This is a genomic window from Vibrio sp. GJ43-1, from assembly GCF_055808835.1.
The window spans coordinates 568483-584763 of the sequence record NZ_CM147885.1; the positions used below are offsets into that span (position 1 = coordinate 568483).

At 45.1% G+C, this 16281-nt stretch carries 17 protein-coding genes; 7 read left to right on the forward strand and 10 right to left on the reverse strand.

What is annotated here, in order from left to right; all coding sequences use genetic code 11:
* Window positions 1-120 precede the first annotated feature (120 nt).
* The 5 genes from AC0L66_RS19775 to AC0L66_RS19795 all read right to left on the reverse strand — a co-directional run bounded on the left by AC0L66_RS19775 (window position 121) and on the right by AC0L66_RS19795 (window position 5437).
* Entirely contained in the window at window positions 121-1215 is a 1095-nt protein-coding gene (locus tag AC0L66_RS19775) for an efflux RND transporter permease subunit (protein ID WP_473570520.1), read from the reverse strand.
* Window positions 1212-2699 (reverse strand): efflux RND transporter permease subunit, encoded by a 1488-nt coding sequence (locus AC0L66_RS19780; protein ID WP_473570522.1) that lies wholly within the window; start codon window positions 2697-2699, stop codon window positions 1212-1214. The genes AC0L66_RS19775 and AC0L66_RS19780 overlap by 4 nt, the downstream gene beginning before the upstream one ends.
* Window positions 2623-3147, reverse strand: coding sequence for an efflux RND transporter permease subunit (locus AC0L66_RS19785; protein ID WP_473570524.1), 525 nt, complete (start codon window positions 3145-3147; stop codon window positions 2623-2625). Before AC0L66_RS19785 ends, AC0L66_RS19780 begins: the two co-directional genes overlap by 77 nt.
* A 211-nt stretch (window positions 3148-3358) precedes the next feature.
* Window positions 3359-4393 carry an efflux RND transporter periplasmic adaptor subunit gene (locus AC0L66_RS19790; RefSeq protein WP_473570525.1) on the reverse strand — a complete coding sequence of 345 codons (1035 nt, stop codon included), beginning with the start codon at window positions 4391-4393 and terminating at the stop codon, window positions 3359-3361.
* 156 nt (window positions 4394-4549) lie between these two features.
* Entirely contained in the window at window positions 4550-5437 is an 888-nt protein-coding gene (locus AC0L66_RS19795) for a LysR family transcriptional regulator (RefSeq protein WP_265675710.1), read from the reverse strand.
* Window positions 5438-5558: 121 nt separating this feature from the next.
* On the opposite strand from AC0L66_RS19795, the gene AC0L66_RS19800 reads away from it, so the two are divergent.
* The 3 genes from AC0L66_RS19800 to AC0L66_RS19810 all read left to right on the forward strand — a co-directional run bounded on the left by AC0L66_RS19800 (window position 5559) and on the right by AC0L66_RS19810 (window position 10056).
* The gene (locus AC0L66_RS19800) at window positions 5559-6785 is read left to right on the forward strand and encodes a serine hydrolase domain-containing protein (RefSeq protein ID WP_473570527.1); all 1227 of its coding nucleotides are present in this window, start codon (window positions 5559-5561) and stop codon (window positions 6783-6785) included.
* A 419-nt stretch (window positions 6786-7204) separates the two neighbouring features.
* Complete coding sequence (locus AC0L66_RS19805) at window positions 7205-7600, forward strand: hypothetical protein (protein ID WP_473570529.1); 396 nt, start codon at window positions 7205-7207, stop codon at window positions 7598-7600.
* On the forward strand, window positions 7597-10056 hold the full coding sequence (locus tag AC0L66_RS19810) for a right-handed parallel beta-helix repeat-containing protein (protein ID WP_473570531.1): 2460 nt from the start codon (window positions 7597-7599) through the stop codon (window positions 10054-10056). Before AC0L66_RS19805 ends, AC0L66_RS19810 begins: the two co-directional genes overlap by 4 nt.
* A gap of 234 nt (window positions 10057-10290) precedes the next feature.
* On the opposite strand, the gene AC0L66_RS19815 is transcribed toward AC0L66_RS19810, so the two are convergent.
* Complete coding sequence (locus AC0L66_RS19815; RefSeq protein WP_473570532.1) at window positions 10291-10881, reverse strand: LysE family translocator; 591 nt, start codon at window positions 10879-10881, stop codon at window positions 10291-10293.
* A 104-nt stretch (window positions 10882-10985) separates the two neighbouring features.
* Window positions 10986-11855, reverse strand: coding sequence for a LysR family transcriptional regulator (locus AC0L66_RS19820; protein WP_473570534.1), 870 nt, complete (start codon window positions 11853-11855; stop codon window positions 10986-10988).
* Between the two features lie 254 nt (window positions 11856-12109).
* Between AC0L66_RS19820 and AC0L66_RS19825 the strand changes: the two genes are divergently transcribed.
* The 4 genes from AC0L66_RS19825 to AC0L66_RS19840 are packed head-to-tail and all read left to right on the forward strand — an operon-like array spanning window position 12110 to window position 13846.
* A complete protein-coding gene (locus tag AC0L66_RS19825) occupies window positions 12110-12316 on the forward strand; it encodes a hypothetical protein (RefSeq protein WP_473570536.1) in 207 nt (68 codons plus the stop codon).
* Window positions 12303-13031: a DUF1989 domain-containing protein gene (locus tag AC0L66_RS19830; RefSeq protein WP_473570537.1), complete on the forward strand. Its 729-nt coding sequence runs from the start codon at window positions 12303-12305 to the stop codon at window positions 13029-13031. Before AC0L66_RS19825 ends, AC0L66_RS19830 begins: the two co-directional genes overlap by 14 nt.
* A 12-nt stretch (window positions 13032-13043) precedes the next feature.
* Window positions 13044-13376 (forward strand): hypothetical protein, encoded by a 333-nt coding sequence (locus AC0L66_RS19835; protein WP_473570539.1) that lies wholly within the window; start codon window positions 13044-13046, stop codon window positions 13374-13376.
* 56 nt (window positions 13377-13432) lie between these two features.
* Window positions 13433-13846: an outer membrane beta-barrel protein gene (locus AC0L66_RS19840; protein ID WP_473570541.1), complete on the forward strand. Its 414-nt coding sequence runs from the start codon at window positions 13433-13435 to the stop codon at window positions 13844-13846.
* A gap of 241 nt (window positions 13847-14087) precedes the next feature.
* Here the strand turns inward: AC0L66_RS19840 and AC0L66_RS19845 are convergent, their stop codons facing one another.
* The 3 genes from AC0L66_RS19845 to AC0L66_RS19855 are packed head-to-tail and all read right to left on the reverse strand — an operon-like array spanning window position 14088 to window position 16143.
* Window positions 14088-14918: a hypothetical protein gene (locus AC0L66_RS19845; protein WP_473570543.1), complete on the reverse strand. Its 831-nt coding sequence runs from the start codon at window positions 14916-14918 to the stop codon at window positions 14088-14090.
* The gene (locus AC0L66_RS19850; RefSeq protein WP_473570544.1) at window positions 14918-15775 is read right to left on the reverse strand and encodes an ABC transporter ATP-binding protein; all 858 of its coding nucleotides are present in this window, start codon (window positions 15773-15775) and stop codon (window positions 14918-14920) included. The genes AC0L66_RS19845 and AC0L66_RS19850 overlap by 1 nt, the downstream gene beginning before the upstream one ends.
* Window positions 15772-16143 (reverse strand): GntR family transcriptional regulator, encoded by a 372-nt coding sequence (locus tag AC0L66_RS19855; RefSeq protein ID WP_473570545.1) that lies wholly within the window; start codon window positions 16141-16143, stop codon window positions 15772-15774. Before AC0L66_RS19855 ends, AC0L66_RS19850 begins: the two co-directional genes overlap by 4 nt.
* Window positions 16144-16281: the final 138 nt, after the last annotated feature.

A 16281-nucleotide genomic window follows, 5' to 3' on the forward strand; every position in this document is an offset into this window, starting at 1 on the left:
TGAAATGGGAAATATGTGCGACGAAAAGTGGGGGTTCACAAAAAAGCCAAGCTTTACGTGATGCAAAACTTGGCTAGGTATTGTGAGTTGTCAATGGGTGTCGAGCAACTGGGAGCGGAATTATGGCATTTCTTGTGATTTACCGTAATCATTTGGCTGCGAGGATGCGTATTTTTTCTGGCTGAATTCCCGCAATCGCTGCAATGCAATAAAGAATACTGGAACAAGGACACAGCCAATCACTGTCGCTGCTAGCATACCGCCAAAACTGGCGATGCCTAGCGCATTACGACTGGCCGATCCCGCACCACTGGCGATGACTAAAGGGAGAACCCCTAAAATGAATGAAAAAGCGGTCATCATCACCGCGCGGATACGCAGAGCGATGGCCTGTTTTGCTGCTTCCATAATTGATAGTTCATTTTTCTCTCTTAGCGTTTTTGCAAATTCTACGATAAGAATTGCGTTGCGACTCGCCATGCCGATAAGTAGTACCAAGCCGACTTGAGTATAGAGATTAATTGAGCCGCCAGTGGCAAATACCAAACCTAGTGCACCAATTAATCCTGTAGGGACACATAAAATAATGGCTAAAGGAATAAGCCAGCTTTCATATTGCGCCACCAAAAACAAATAGGTGAACAATAATGCCAGCGCGAAGAGGTATGGTGCGGCATCGCCAGCGGCCAGCTCTTGGTAAGTCATCCCTGTCCATTCAAAAGCATAGCCAGATGGAAGCGTACTTACCGCGAGGCGTTCCATTTCTTCGATGGCTTGCCCTGAGCTGTAACCGGGCGCTGGAATGGCAAGCACTTGTGCGGTGTTATACAAATTATATCGTGCGGTATTGTCTGAGCCGACGAGCGGTTGATAGCGAGCGAAGGTGGCCAGAGAGACCATTTTCCCGCTGGTCGATCTGACGTAGAGACGACTTAAATCTTGCTCATTGCGACGAAATTCCTGCTCTGCCAACAAATTCACTTGGTAGTTTTTACCGTATTTTGTGAAATCATTGACGTATAAGTTACCCATCATGGCAGATAGAGTAAGGTTAACCTCTTGTAGATCGACGCCTAGCGCGAGAGCTTTGGCTCTATCAATATCTAGGTACAATTGTGGGACATTGGCGCTGTATGTAGTAAACGCCATAGCAATCTTTTCAGACTGATTCAGTGCCTGTAAATACCCATTCAGAGCTAGGTGCCATCTCTTCAACCGGACGGCCATTGAGGTCTTCTAGCTGTAACGTTAACCCCCCAGCGTTGCCTAACCCTGGGATGGCTGAGCATAGAAAATGCCATACCTGAAATGTCATGGTTACTGTCTAATAGGTTTTGTGCTTGAGCGACCAAAGCAAATTCGCTTTGCTCCGGCTCGGTGCGCTCATTCCAGTTATCTAGAACGACAATCATCATGCCTGAGTTTGGTGATGCTGCCCCTTTTAATAGTGAATAACCTTTCGCCGCAATCACATGCTTAACACCACTAAACGACGAAATATCGCTGACCAGTTGGTCGACAATAATATCGGTTCTATCAAGTGCCGCCGCTTCTGGAAGATTGACATCAATAATGAATGAGCCCTGATCTTCTGCTGGAATGAAATCGCTTGGTGTTAGTGAAGCAAAAGTAGCGATGCCAGCTAAAATAGCTGCGAAGAAACAGGCTGAAAGCAGGAGCCGACGGCCTAAGAAGTTGACTGAGCTGACATACCCGCGGGTAATGTTGGCAACGATGGTATTAAAAGCGGCCAATACCCCGCGTTGTTTCTTTTCCTCGTGTTTAAGCATGACGGCACATAATGCTGGAGTGAGGGTTAATGCAACAATAGTGGAAATAATGGTAGAAACAGAGATGGTCACACCAAATTGCTGATACATCTGGCCGACCATGCCCGGAGCAATAGAGACTGGACCAAATACAGCAAGTAAAACCAATGCGGAAGCAATGAGCGGCGCTGTGACTTCCTTCATGGCTTTGGAGGTCGCCGATTTTGCATCAAGATGCTCTTCTTCCATGAGGCGTTCGACATTTTCAATCACCACAATGGCAGCATCGACCACCACACCAATGGCAAGGATTAAACCAAACATAGAAATGGTGTTGATATCAATGCCCATGGCAGCCATCACGACAAATGTGCCAATTAAAGAGACAGGGATTGCGATAGCTGGAATAATGGTGGCACGCCAGCTTTGTAAGAATAAAAAGGTGACGGCGACAACAAGAAGTACCGCAATATAGAGCGTTTCGAATACCTCATCCATTGACACTTTTATGAAGGTCGTCGAGTCATAAGAGACATCGTATGCCATGCCTTGCGGAAAGCGCTCACTGAGCCCAATCATTGTTTTTCGGACATCTTCAGCGACTTGTACCGCGTTCGCGCCAGGCGCTTGGTAGATGGCTAAAATTGGACTCTCGTTGCCAGCATAGGTGGCGATAGCAGAATATTGTTCCGCACCAAGTTCAACTCGAGCCACGTCTTTTAGATAAACAAAGCTGCCATCGTTATTGGACGCCAAAATAATGTTTTCAAATTCACTCGTATCAAGAAGGCGACCTTTTGTTTGAATAGTGTATTGAAAAACTTGCTTTCCAGCGGTGGGTCTTTCGCCAAGTTTACCTGCAGCAACGGTGGTATTTTGCGCTGAAATCGCGTCGGCAATTTGTGGAGCTGTAATAGCGCGAGCAGCCATTTTTTTCTGGATTTAGCCAAACTCGCATCGAGTAGTTTTGCTCTCCGATGACTTGTACCTTACCGACGCCCTCAACGCGCAATAGAGCATCTTTGATATTGAGCGAGGCGTAGTTAGAGAGATAAAGGTTATCGAATTTTCCCTCGGGCGAATATGGGTTGATTGTCATCAAGATAGAGTTGGCGACTTTCTCGACGGTGACGCCTTGCTGTTTTACTTCTTCAGGCAGCTTTGCCATGGCTTTGTTGACTCGGTTTTGAACTAAAACCTGAGCTTTATCTGGGTCGGTTCCGATATCGAATGTGACATACGCTAAGTAGGTATTATCGTTATTGGATTTAGACTCAAGGTAGATCATCCCCTCTACGCCATTGATTTCTTGCTCGACCACGCTGGCGACGGTATCACGAATAGTATTGTGATCCGCACCGGGATAGACGGCATACACTTCGATAGAAGGAGGAACGATATTCGGAAATTGGGAAACCTAGGCATTTTCATGAGCGTGAGCAAGCCAGCGATGGTCATGACAATTGACAAAACGATCGCAAATTTTGGTCGATTAATAAAAAATTCAGCCATGATGCTACCCTCTCTGATTCACATCGACTTCCATGCCTAACGTGATGCTCTGTAGTCCCTCTACAATGACATGCTCACTACGCGGATATTCCAGATTCAACCAGCCAGTTGTCACGAACTCGTTCACTAACCTGGACATATTTGGCCTCGACGATACTGCGATCATTCACGACTAGAACATAGCGACCTTGTTGGTCTTCCTGAATCGCGGATTGAGGAATTAAGATAGCCGAGGTTGGCTGACTATCGATACTCGTTACTGTGACAAATTGACCTGGGATCAGCAAATTATCCGGGTTGGGAAATTTGACTCTAAAGCGTATCGAACCATTTAGGCTATCCATATGATTATCGATAAAATTTGACTCGCCTTGATGGTCATACTGCGCGCCATTGGCGAGCTGAAGGGTAAAGTTTGGGGTGGAAAGCTCCCCTTTATTGATCAGCTGTTCTTGTAAGTTATTGACGTGTTGTTTCTCATCTAATTGAATATTAACGTACACCGAATCAAAGCTTACAATTTGGGTTAGAGCCTGGTTGTCTGGGCCTACTAATGCGCCAGAACTAAACTTACTCGCACCAATGATGCCGTCAAATGGCGCTTTTATTTTGGTATAGGAGAGTTCGAGATTGGCACGTGAGAGTGCAGCTTTTGCGGCGTCGATTTGAGCAAGAGAAGAGGTGCGTTCAGCGGTGAGCTGATCTAATTCTAAAGAGGAAAGAGCTTGCTTTTTGACGAGGGCGATGGCTTTTTGGTGCTTTTGGTCGATGATATTAAAATCAGCGGTGGTTTCTTTTAGCGCGGCTTCTAGGCGTAATATCTCAATTTCAAACAATGCCGGATCAATTTCATATAGTAGGTCTCCCTTATTGACTCGTTCTCCTTCGGTAAAGTGACGTGATTTTAAGTAACCCGAGACTCGAGGAACAATGTCCACTTTATGGATGGCTGCGGTTTTTCCAATAAACCGTTCTTGATGGTAGTAAGGTTGCTCTGTAATCGTGAGTACATTTACCGATAAAGTGGCGTCTGGGATGGTTTCGGTTTTGGGTTGGCAGGCTGCTAATACCAAGGGAAGTAAGCAGACTGTGAGCTTATTGGATTGGCGCATAAGGACCTCTGATATAAGGAAGAGAGTGTCTTATGTTATTTTTGATCTTCCAATACTTCGAGTTAGTTATCATTCGATTTTCGTATAGATTGGTTTTATAGTTTTGGTGTCGTGATTGTTTCCTTACTGGTCGGTATTCATTTACATCGCCCTGCTTTACTCGAAGGCATGGTTTGAAAAAATATGCTTGATGCGTTCAATGATAAATGAGTGTACTTCGGTTATCGGTTGGTTTTTTTGCCAGATAACATCGTATTGAACCTGTAATTGAGTTTGTACAAACTCTGGACGGATTGAAACGATATCATGGATCGGTTGTTGATTTAATCGATGTAAAAAGCCCCAGCCTAATTCAGCGCGAATCAGAGAAAGAAAATTATGGTAGCCGTTACTTTCCAGTATTGAGGAGGACATTTTTGCGCTTTCACGCAATACGGCAGGGCTGCGTGTCGAGGGGCTAATTATCTGAGTGTGCGCCATCAGATCGTCGTTGCTAATGGTGCGCTGCTTCGCTAAAGGGTGCGATTGAGCACAAACGATGTCAATCATGCAGTTACCTATCGCCCGAAATTCGTAAAATTGACTATTGCCTTCTAAGGTCGGTGTAATCGCTAGATCAATACGTTGTTCACGAACCCGTTGAAGAATCTCTTCTGGGGTCAGAGATAGTATGGTTAGCGTTAGGTGGGGCCAGTTTTTTTGCAGAGTTTTTAGTAATGATAGGAATGGCTGAAGCGCCAACTCTTCATCAATGGCTATCATCATTGTCGCAGGGATACCAATGGAGAGTTGCTGGGCGTTACGCTGGAATCGCTCGATGCTCTCAACGGCCACTTTTGCTCCATCGTATAGGTTTCGGCCCGCTTCAGTAAGTTGCGGGTATTTTCCTTCTCGGTCAAAAAGCATCACGCCTAAATCATCTTCAAGCTTGGCGACATTACCGCTGACCGTCGTCAGATGCTTGCCCAGTACACGCGCGGCGGCACTGAAGGACCCACAATCGGCAGAGGCAATAAAAGATTTGAGTAAATCCGGTTTAATCATGATGCGACTCGCTATTTCTACCCTATGATTAATTCATAGGAAGCCTAGTAACTACTAATGAAAATAATATAGATAATAGACGGACTTTCAACCAGTACCTTGCAACATGAAGGAGTACATTATGAAAAAATCCATGAAAACGATCGCTGTGGTTGCCTCATTAGCCGCCTCGATTGGACTTGCCTTTGCCGACAATGCTTTGGCTAATAATGACCATGCGAGCGCTTCCCCATCGAATCAGGTACCAGTGACCATTGATACTTGGCAGCAACAGCGTCATGTTGGCCAAGCAATGATGCCTACGTTTTACCCAAATATGATTGCGGTTAATGCGCAGGATGTGTTTAAAGTGGATCATCAAAAACGTGACTATCATTTACATGAGATTCCTTCGGTTGCTCGCTTATTGAATCACCCTGCGACAGGCAGTATTGTTGTGATGACGGCTAACGGCGACGTGTTACTAGAGCAATACCGTAATGGCCATGATCGTTCGACGACGTTTTCAGACCAATCCGCGACTAAGTCAATAGGTTACATACTACTCAATAAAGCGATTGCTGACGGAAAAATTAAGCTCACAGACAAAGTAGAGAAATACATTCCTTCCATCGGCTCAGGGTTTAGAGGCCGAACCGTAGGGGATGTGGCGGCGATGAATGTGAATCATTCTGTGGCTGAGCTGGCAGCGTATAAGGGTGACCCCAAAGCGCTCGCGAACTTTGACAAAGATGAGCGTGTGATCGGTATGCAGCGTAACGATGAGCGCTTGGAATTGCGTGATTGGATTGAGTCGATAGAGAAGATGGGGCAAAGCAATGAGTGGCAAGGCGACATGGCAAACTATGCCACCATTAATACCAGTGTACTTGGCTGGTTGGTTGAGTCGGCTACGGGCGTAGGGCTTGATCAGCAAATTCGTGACTTGTTTCACGAGGTTGGGGGAGAAAATACCGTCTTTATGGGTACCGATTTTGCTGGAACGCCTGTGATTGGTGCGTCGATGATGTCTTCAACCATTGATTTTGCGCGTTATGGGCGCTTACTGATTAGTGACAAGCAGCAAGTTATTCAGGATATGAAAGTGGCAAACAAAGAGGGTGAGCCAGTACCTGCAGAGTTGACGCATATCGAAAGTCGCTACTATAAATCGGCGATTATGAATGAGTATGGCCTTGGGCATAGCGGTTGGGCGGGTCAATTGATTTGGGCGGATCCTGAGTCAGGCATTATCGTGGCGATTAACAGCATGATTCAATCTGAACTCCCTGCGCCGTATGATCACTTCAACAAAGAGTATGAAGCGGTATTTGACGTGGTGAAATACCTGAGAGCGAAGTCTCAATAGTGGACTTGCTATGCTGAAGGCATGGTAAGCGGTGAAACAATGAAAAAGTGCTCAACATTTAGGTTATGTTGAGCACTTTTTTATGAAAAAAACAGGCTATTTCTTTAGCGCATCCAATACATCTTGCTCGGCAAAGATGGTTTCAAATCGGGTTTGATACGCTTGTTGGACATTGTTAATGATGGAGTCTCCTCCATTGTCGAATTTTTCGCCATGGTGCCTTGTGGGAATCTTCTTACCTTCCGTATTGGCAAGTATTCACGACACGTGTTGTGGAGTTAAGATCACAACCTCTTATGTTTTGCTTAGAAGTGCGTCGCATTCTCTACGACTTTGGTTATTGCTCAATAAATGGTCAGCTAACGTGATGGCAAGTCATTAATATCGTGAATCATCAACACTTCAGAATAGGGAACATTATGAAGAATGGAATGCGGCTTTCAGCACTGCTAATGATGCTAGCAAGTGGGTATGCGGTGTCGGCTGATATAGAGTGGATTGGGGGAGAGACTCAAGTCAACAATGGCGATGTGGTCAGTTATCAAGGCGAGTGCTATCAAGCGCAAAACAGCCCAGGACCTTGGGAAACCCCTTCTAAACAATCTACCTGGTTTTGGAGCTCAGTGGCCTGTTCATCACCCATTACTCCTCCAATCTGCCCTGACGGCACAGAGCTTATTAATAACGAGTGTGTCGCGCCACCTGAGCCACCGATCTGCACCGAGAACCAACGGCTTGTTGATGGTGTGTGTGTGGATCTTCCTCCTACAACAGACACGAACGCTCAACCTTGGATTGAAGGGAAGACACTATGATTGTTGATGGCGATATCGTGCTTTATCTCGATACCTGCTATGAGGCAAAAAACAGTCCGGGAATTTGGGAGACACCTTCCAACAGTTCTTGGTTTTGGCAAACGGTTGAGTGCCCAACAACGTCGCCTGAAGCGCCGATTACCTGCCCTGATGGTTCAGTAGTTAACAGTGTAAATGAGTGCCCTGTCTCGCCTCCGGTTGTGGAGTGCCCCGATGGATCTACGGTTGATAGTGCTGAGTTGTGTCCAGATGTCACTGCGAACTTCTACGTGAGTCCAACGGGTAACGACAGCAATAACGGTTCTTTCATCGCCCCTTTTCTAAGTCTTAAAAAGGCGTTAACTCAGGCATCAGCAGGGCAAACCATCGAGATGCTTGCGGGTCGTTATCAACAAGCTCAAGTTGTCGATAAAATTAATGCCACGGCAAGTCAGCCTATTATTATTAGAGGCAATGGCGCGATATTTGACGGTAGTGTTGAGATCAAACAACCTTGGTCGATTCATAGTGGGCAGATTTATAAGACTCAATTGACTCAAGATATTTGGCAACTGTTTATTGACGATCAGGTTGTGATGCCAGCACGGTGGCCGAATGCTCAGATTAATGATGGCTCTTTGTGGAACATGAAAGCAACGTGGCGTCATCAAGCGCCGCAAAGTCAACTTGGTGTGATGATTGATGAACGTCCATACGAAAGTATTGCAGTTAAAACTGTAGGTAACGAATACGTTCATTTACCCGCAGGAGTAAATGAGCAGTCACTTGCAGACTCAGGGATTGATGCAACAGGCGCGATTGCCATACTTAACATTGGATCTTGGTTAAACTGGGCGCAAGTGGTGTCGGAGCATACACCGGGTAGCAACAAATTTACCTATAGTAGCGATTTTTCTGGCTCTGGTACGGCGATGAAAAATGCGGCCAGTATTTTAAGTAACGCGTCATTTTGGCAAAACAAAAGTGTGAAATATGAAGAGGGTCATTACTATTTAGAAGGTAAGTTAGCGCTGCTCGATAGCCCCAATGAATGGTTCTTTGATCGTAACAGCAAAACCCTATATTTGTGGGCGCCTGATAATCAGGATCCAAATCAACTGGTTATTCGAGGGAAAACCCAAACCTATGGTTTAACCGTTCGTAACTCTAGTTATATTGTGGTTAAGGATATGGACTTCTTCGCCACCGCTTTTACCGTGATCAACTCACACAACATTACCTTTGATGATATTGACGCAACGCATTATGCCTATTCTCAGCGAATGCTGGGTAATTTGACACGTCCAGACACCATCAAATTTATCAATAACAATTCAGCGATTACTCGCACCCACAACCGTATTGTGAATAGCTACTTTGCTTACACTGACGGCCCTGCAATGGAAATGATCAAAGAGCAAGGCGATGTGATTGATAATAACCTAATCCACGATATTGATTATTCAAACTTAGGAACGGGTGGGGAAGGTTCAATCAACATGGCTCAGCAGAGTCGGGATATTACCTTTAGCAATAACACCTTCCATACCGCAGGCAACTCTGAAGGTGTCAGGGTTGGAGCCGAGTCGAAGGTGACCGGGAATCATGTCTACAATACCAGCTTATTACAACATGATGGTGCGGCGATTAACGTGGGTATTGATGAGCAAGCAGGGACTGAAATTGCCTATAACTGGGTTCATAGTACACCAAAAGCCGGAATTCGTTTTGATGGCGTAGAAGGTGCTGCGAAAACAGGGCGGGATGGTGTTGTGCACCACAATGTTATTTGGGATACCAATTTCTCAATTATTAAAGGTGACTATCAAGGTACTTACAATAACTTAGCGTTTAATAACCAAGCGGTTGACCTGATTATCTTTAATAAAGAAAGTGCCTATGGCATCAACCACAATTCGGAAACGATGAATAATTTAGTGGGGAGCTTAGTGGGGAGAAAGTCCGGTACAGCAGAGCAGCTTACAGTCCCTGGCATCACGGGTTCGAACTTAACCGCGACGTCGGGTGATGTTTTAGCTCACCTTGAAGGCGCATTGTGGGGAGACTTTAGGCCTATTCAAAGCAGCCCTATCGTCGACACAGGCTCAAGTAATACTCGATTTACGACACTAGAGTATATCGGTAACGCCCCGGATATTGGCGCTTATGAGCGAAATGACCCGCTTTATTGGCTACCTGGACATCAAGGGTTGAAGCCGAGTAATCCCGTGCCATTTAATGGCTCTGAAGGTGTGTCATTAAATCCCTATTTACGATTCAATGTGCAAGCTTTAAGCTCGGATGTCAGGGTACTTTTTGGCGCGACACCCATGTCTTTAACGACGGTATCTGTCATTGATGCAGCGTATAGAATGAATGGTTTAATTGGGAATACGACTTACTACTGGCGTGTAGATACTGTACAAGGCGAACAAACTATTGAGGGTCCTGTTTGGTCATTTACGACGAAACCATAGAGCGCTGAGAGTACCATCGGAGAAAAGAGCCACTGTGCTTTTTTCTCCGATGAACCATGCTTTTAGTCGACATGGGCCAAAATGAAATCAATGCATGTTCTCACTTTGGGGATGTGGTACTTAGCATGCTGGTAAACAATAAATATGTCTAAATTGCTGGCTTATTTATTAGATATTGGATGGCGTAGCACCAAGGCTATTGGCTAAAAAACAACACGCAACCAAAGTAGATCATCACCACACCGGCATGATTCGGTTTACCCAAGAGCCTGCGGAGGAATGTTGCGTACTGCCCTTCATTTTCAAGATAACCAGCGCGACAAAATAAAACCAAGTTAATAGCACAAGACTGTGAATCGCCACTAATCGATAGGCATCGACATATTGGAAGTTATCAAAGTCGACAAATTGAGGAAAGGCTGCCAAATAAAACAGTATGCCTTTGGGGTTTGAAAATTGAGTGAGAAAGCCCTCGAGAACGGATTTATATGCTTTGGGAGCGGCGTAGTGTTTCAAGCCGGGTACACGAGTGGATGCCTTCGTACTATAGGAGCCGACGAGCATTTTTATCCCTATGTATAAAAAGTAGCCCGAACCAATGTATTTTAATGTGTTGAAAAAATAAGGAGATCCTAGCAATAGCGCTGAAATGCCAAATATCCCTAAACTAGCCTGAATAAACATAGCGAGAATAAAGCCAACAATATTACAAAGAGCGGCCTTTTTCCCAAACAGAGAGGTACTTCTGAGGATGAGCACCCCGTTGGGACCCGGAGACATGACTAATAATATAATAATTAGGCTAAAAGAAAGTAGGTCTACCATATTCAATTCTTGATGAAACAGAACCACGAGTGTAGCAAGCTCGTTAGTCACTGAGAATATTTTAACATGGAGATTGTGAAGAATTACGTCTGTTGAGAGTTAGATTACCGACCAAACCCGTAGAGCGCTTTGATCGCATGGTGAACGGGCCCGGTTTCCGCGCCAACCTTCCATATGAGGGCCGCAGGTATTTGTTTTTTCAGTGATGATTCGACATTGAGCTTAACTAGCTGACCGGATTCAATCTGAGGCCGAATAAATGGCTCTACAGCCATGCCCCAACATAGCCCATAACCGATGGCTGTTTTCGCAGCAGAGATGGATTCACATTCCCAAATGTTCGGCGAAATTGCCGTCTCATTGTTGTTTGCATGATTCGGTAAGTAAGCTTGTCGGTAATGCTTTAAGTCGATGAGAGAGACGGTATCTAATGATGCTAACGGATGTTCTGGCGTGGCAACGTATAGCAACTCAGCTGGGGGGAGGGCAATGGATCCCAAGTTACTGAATATCGGTTGCTCTAGCAAGGTGAATCCAATATGAGCTTGCTCTTTTATGACTGAGCGGATCACTTCCGATGAGGTTTTCTCAATCAGCTTGAGTTTTAAGCGAGGAAACTGCGTTGCCAGCATCGCCAATATCTCTTTTTCAAAAGGGACGCTGTATACACTATCTAGTGCGAGCGTAAATTCGACCTCTTCTTCTGGCTCAATGTCATTTGCCAACCTTTCAAAGTTTTCACATTGCGCGACAACAAGCTTGGCTTCTTTGAGAAGTAATTCTCCAGCTGGCGTTAAGGTTGGGTTTCGCGTGGAGCGATCAAACAACTCTTGATTCAGATCTAATTCTAGATTGGAGATGGTCATGCTTATCGCTGAGTGGGTTTTCTTCATCTTTCTGGCGGCAGCGGAAAATGATCCCGTTTCGGCGGCGCTGACAAAGGCTTGAAGCTGTAGCAAGTTGACGGTCAACATGTCAGTAATATTTACACCTTATAGAGTGAATATGTCGTTTCTACTTAATAGTAGAGCATTGGTTGTCCGTTGCAACTTTGTCTATCAAGCCGCCGTAGCACTTATTAACTGTCAATTTTTCTTAAGGTTTACTGAATTTTTATTTAAGAAAAAATGACTAATATGGTCGGTGTCAGAGGGGAAAGCGCTAAACACGCACTGACAATAACGTTGAATGGATGCGCTCAACTAGGTGACACGAGAAGGTAAACACTATGACGACTGACATCCAATCGGTTTATAACGAAGACATTGACCCAGTAAAAACATACGAGCGTAAAGTTTCTCCAAACCTTGAGTTTTATGACCATGTTCGCGGCACAAAAGCGTTTGAAACTCGCCAGCATGTCTATGACGATATTCTACTGCCACATACTGGCAACGCATTTTTAGTGAAAGCTTGGTCAAGTGATTCGTTTTGAACAGCGCCCGAGCTTGCATAATAACCGCACGCAAATTATCGATGTGCATTTTGTTACCCCTGACCTCGAGCAATATGGTGACCATTTGAATACGAGTGCAGTAGAAGGGTTAAACCAAAGACTGTACAGCGCGGTTTGGTCACAAAGCGGTCATATGGAGAAAATGGTCACTCTGGTCGAAGGTGAGTTCCCTTATGAAAAAATGGATGACGGTTTTAGCCATATCTTTTTTGCGGCGCACTGTTGTCCGGAATGGTTACACATGTGCTACGGCGAAGAAGGGAATGTAAACAGTTGCCAGGAGAACTTTATTCAAGCCTTTAACCGTGTTCCGGCTATTGCCGCGATGGAAGACGAAGTTGAACGTCGTAAAGTAGTGCAAACGTTCGCTGACCGAAATGATGTCAATATGTTCCAGCCTAATAAATTCACGCAAGACGACAATGGGATTACTCGTTGCGTATTGGCACCCACTCCTTCTGTTGCAGATGGCGTAGGCTGTGAGTTTTATGCGGAAAAAGATATTTACGTTGTTGTGAGTAACTGCCCTTACGCAGACCAAGCTTTGCCTTATCCGGAGGCGAAACCGAACCCAGTTTACGTGAGTGTCTTTGATACTGGAATCGAGCCAGAAACTATGCATTTAGGCAAGATTGGTGGATGGGAGCAACGTATTTATGAGCGCATTGCGACGAAAGACAATTCAATTAAGTAATGTGGAGTGGTTATGTCACATCAACCAGAAATAGGCATTAAAGCCTTGGTCGATACACCACTAAAGAAGGTGGCGTTAGCCGCCTTCATATTGACCAACATAGGCATGTTTGCTGTGCCCGCGCTAGTAGGTGCTGTGGGGGCATTAATGAACTGGCCAGCAGCCGATACTCTTTCTTTAGCAGGGATCAGTTTTGCCGCTAATGAAGTCGTTCTCTTTGTATCCATTGCTATTTTAGGAAAACCGTTAGTCAGTCTGTTAAAGCAGAAAATTAAAAACTACTCAACCCGACTAGCCATCAATAATTGGTTATTTCTTCTCTTCCCCGCATTAATGCGGGGTTAAGGGGTTGTAACTTGCGTCGAATGGCGCACCATTTCTCAAGAAATAGAGGTTTTAGAATGAAAAAAGTACTGTTAGTTGCACTGATGGTTGGTTGCTCCAGCATGGTTCAAGCGAGCAATGACTATACAGGCCTTCGGATAGGCGCTGGCGCAACAACAGGGATGAAAGTGGATACGATAGGGACACTAAAGGCGCAGCCAAAAGTCGAATTTGGCTATGATTTTAATAGGATCTTCTCAATTAATACGTCATTGATGAAGTTCCAAGGCGACCATAACCACTATTCATCAGGTGTTTACTCTGGTGGCAATACTGATGGTTATGATGTTCGACTTGAAGGTGAAGTAGGGTACGCGTTTAATTTAGGCGGCAGTTGGGATCTAAAGCCCTACATTGCGATTGGCGGTGCGCATGTGAGTGGCAATAGGGAGTTATATAATAGCGGACTCATCGTCCTCCCGCTAGTTTGAACTATGACGGTATTGATAGTCATAAAGAGAGCTTCTCAGGAAATTATCTTACCTCCGCGGCGGGTATTAGGTTGACTGCACCGTTAGGTATCTATGTTGATACACGAGTACAGAGCCTTTATATGACAGATAATCAAGAAGTAAGAACTCCGGTGAAAGAAAACACCCAGCTTGGCGTTACCGTCGGGGTTAAGTTCTAATAAAAAAGCGAGGATAGTCTCCTCGCTTGCTCTCATATTCACTAACTCATCGTTCGGCTGAATCTAAGGCTCGTCATCCAAGCCAACACACCAATGCCCATGTAAATTGCAATGTGAGTCCACCCCGCTTTGGGTATGGCATTCAGTGGATTAGCGGCAAGAATAGCGTGCAGCGGTAAATAGAATATGTCGGAAAAGAACTGGTCGACACCGTAATAACCAAACAGGGCGATTGGCATCCAGCGTAGCGCATAAATGGCAATTAATAACACCAAGAGCGGGGAATTCACTTTCTGAGAAATAGCCATTGCTGTCAGTGCGAAGGGTAATAGAAGAATGCCTGCGATTACCATTCTTAAACAAAATGAAAACCAGTTGAACACCACGTCCACGAGAGATGCATGACGATAGAGCAGCGCCAGCTGGTGGTCAGTTGAGGCATTGAGCATCCACAGCATCAGATCGGCAAAAAAGACCAATATCGAGCACACCAAAGGAATGACTAATAAACCAAACGCCAATTTTACTATGTGCGTTTTCACATCACTCACAGGCATACTGCGCCAAAACATCAGGCTGCCCTCAACACGCTCTTTACGAAGTGTTCTAGGGAAATATTGAGTGCCAAGTAAAATGGACAGCAGCCCCACGCCACCCGCTACCAGCATATTGACGTTGTCACCCATTTCTCTGTGAATATCACTGACATCGCCGCTAAAGCTCATTTCGTAAAACATATTATGCTGTAGGGTAGTGCTGCTCATCAAAGTCACAAAAAGTAGCAGTCCGCAGGCAAACATGAATAAAGGAACACGCGTAACCAGTGGGTTTTCCAGCCACTCTTTACGTAACATGGCAATAGTCGAACGCATTATGCTTTCTCCTTCTGTAACGCTAAAAACAGATCCGCTAACTTCACGCCATACACATCCCCAAGCGCTTTTGCCTGTGCGGCATATTGAGATGAAAGCAGCCACTTAGTGGTGCCTAGCCCTTTTTGAGAAGAGAGCGGGTTCATGGTTGTAATGTGGTCTTTATGTTCATCGCTAGCATCAAGAATAAAGTAATCGTCGCTAATACTATCCATTGAGGTTTGCAGTACTGGGCAACCATGCTTAAGAATCAGCACGTCGGTGAGTAGATGCTCGATCTCTGCTACCTCATGACTGGCAATGATTAGCGCTCGCTCACCATCGTGAAACCACTCTAATAGGTGGCGGTAGAATGTGTCTCGGTAGACGAGATCCAGCCCAAGGGTAGGTTCATCTAAAATTAAGATTTGCGTATTGGTGGCGATCACAATCGCTAGGTGTAATTGAACCTTCATTCCTTTCGACAGGGTTTTTATCCGTGATCGGGGTTTAATGTCGGTTTGCTTAAGGGCTTCGTCTGCTTTGCTGCGGTTAAAGCTGGGGTGAACGCCTTCTGTATAGTTGAGAAGCTGGGCGACAGTCATCCAGCCGGGCAGCACATTGACATCTGAGATATAAGACAAGCTGTGCATGATTTGATCGCGTTGCGAGACGGGCTCAAAGCCATTGATGCGAATACTGCCTTGGTATTGGTGCGCGCCGAGCAACGCATTAATCAAAGTGGACTTTCCTGCACCATTATGTCCGAGCAGACCAAGGATTTGGCCTGCATGTAATTCAAAGCTAATGTCATGTAAGGCTTCACCATTTCTATGATATTGCTTAGATACGTGCTTGACGCTAACAAGTGCGTTCATTGGTCACCTTCAATATGTGGTTTCAGTTGCTGGATAAACTCTGACAGTGACATATCCAGATGTTGTAACGTGGCGGCGATTTGCGGGATTTGTTGTTGAAGAAAGCGCGCTTTTTCGTCGGCCAACAATTTTAGTTTTGCTCCGTGAGTCACAAACATGCCCTGACCACGCTTCTTTTCAACCAGTCCATCGTCAACGAGTAATTGATAGCCTTTCATGACGGTAAGGTGATTGATTTTCATATCCGCAGAGACGCTTCGTACCGAAGGCAAGGCTTGACCCTCTTGCCAAATTCCTTGCAGGATTTGCTGAGTGATTCGATCAGCCAACTGCCGAAATATCGGCTGGCGATCATGCCAATGCGTCATATAGGTTTCCTTGGCTGTTTTGGTGTTATATATAGGTATATCACCAATGGTCGCTAGATGGGAAGAAATTATTTTAAGATGATAGCTTAGTGTGTTGTCTCACTTTGTTAGTCATTGAAATTAATAGATTAAAGATAT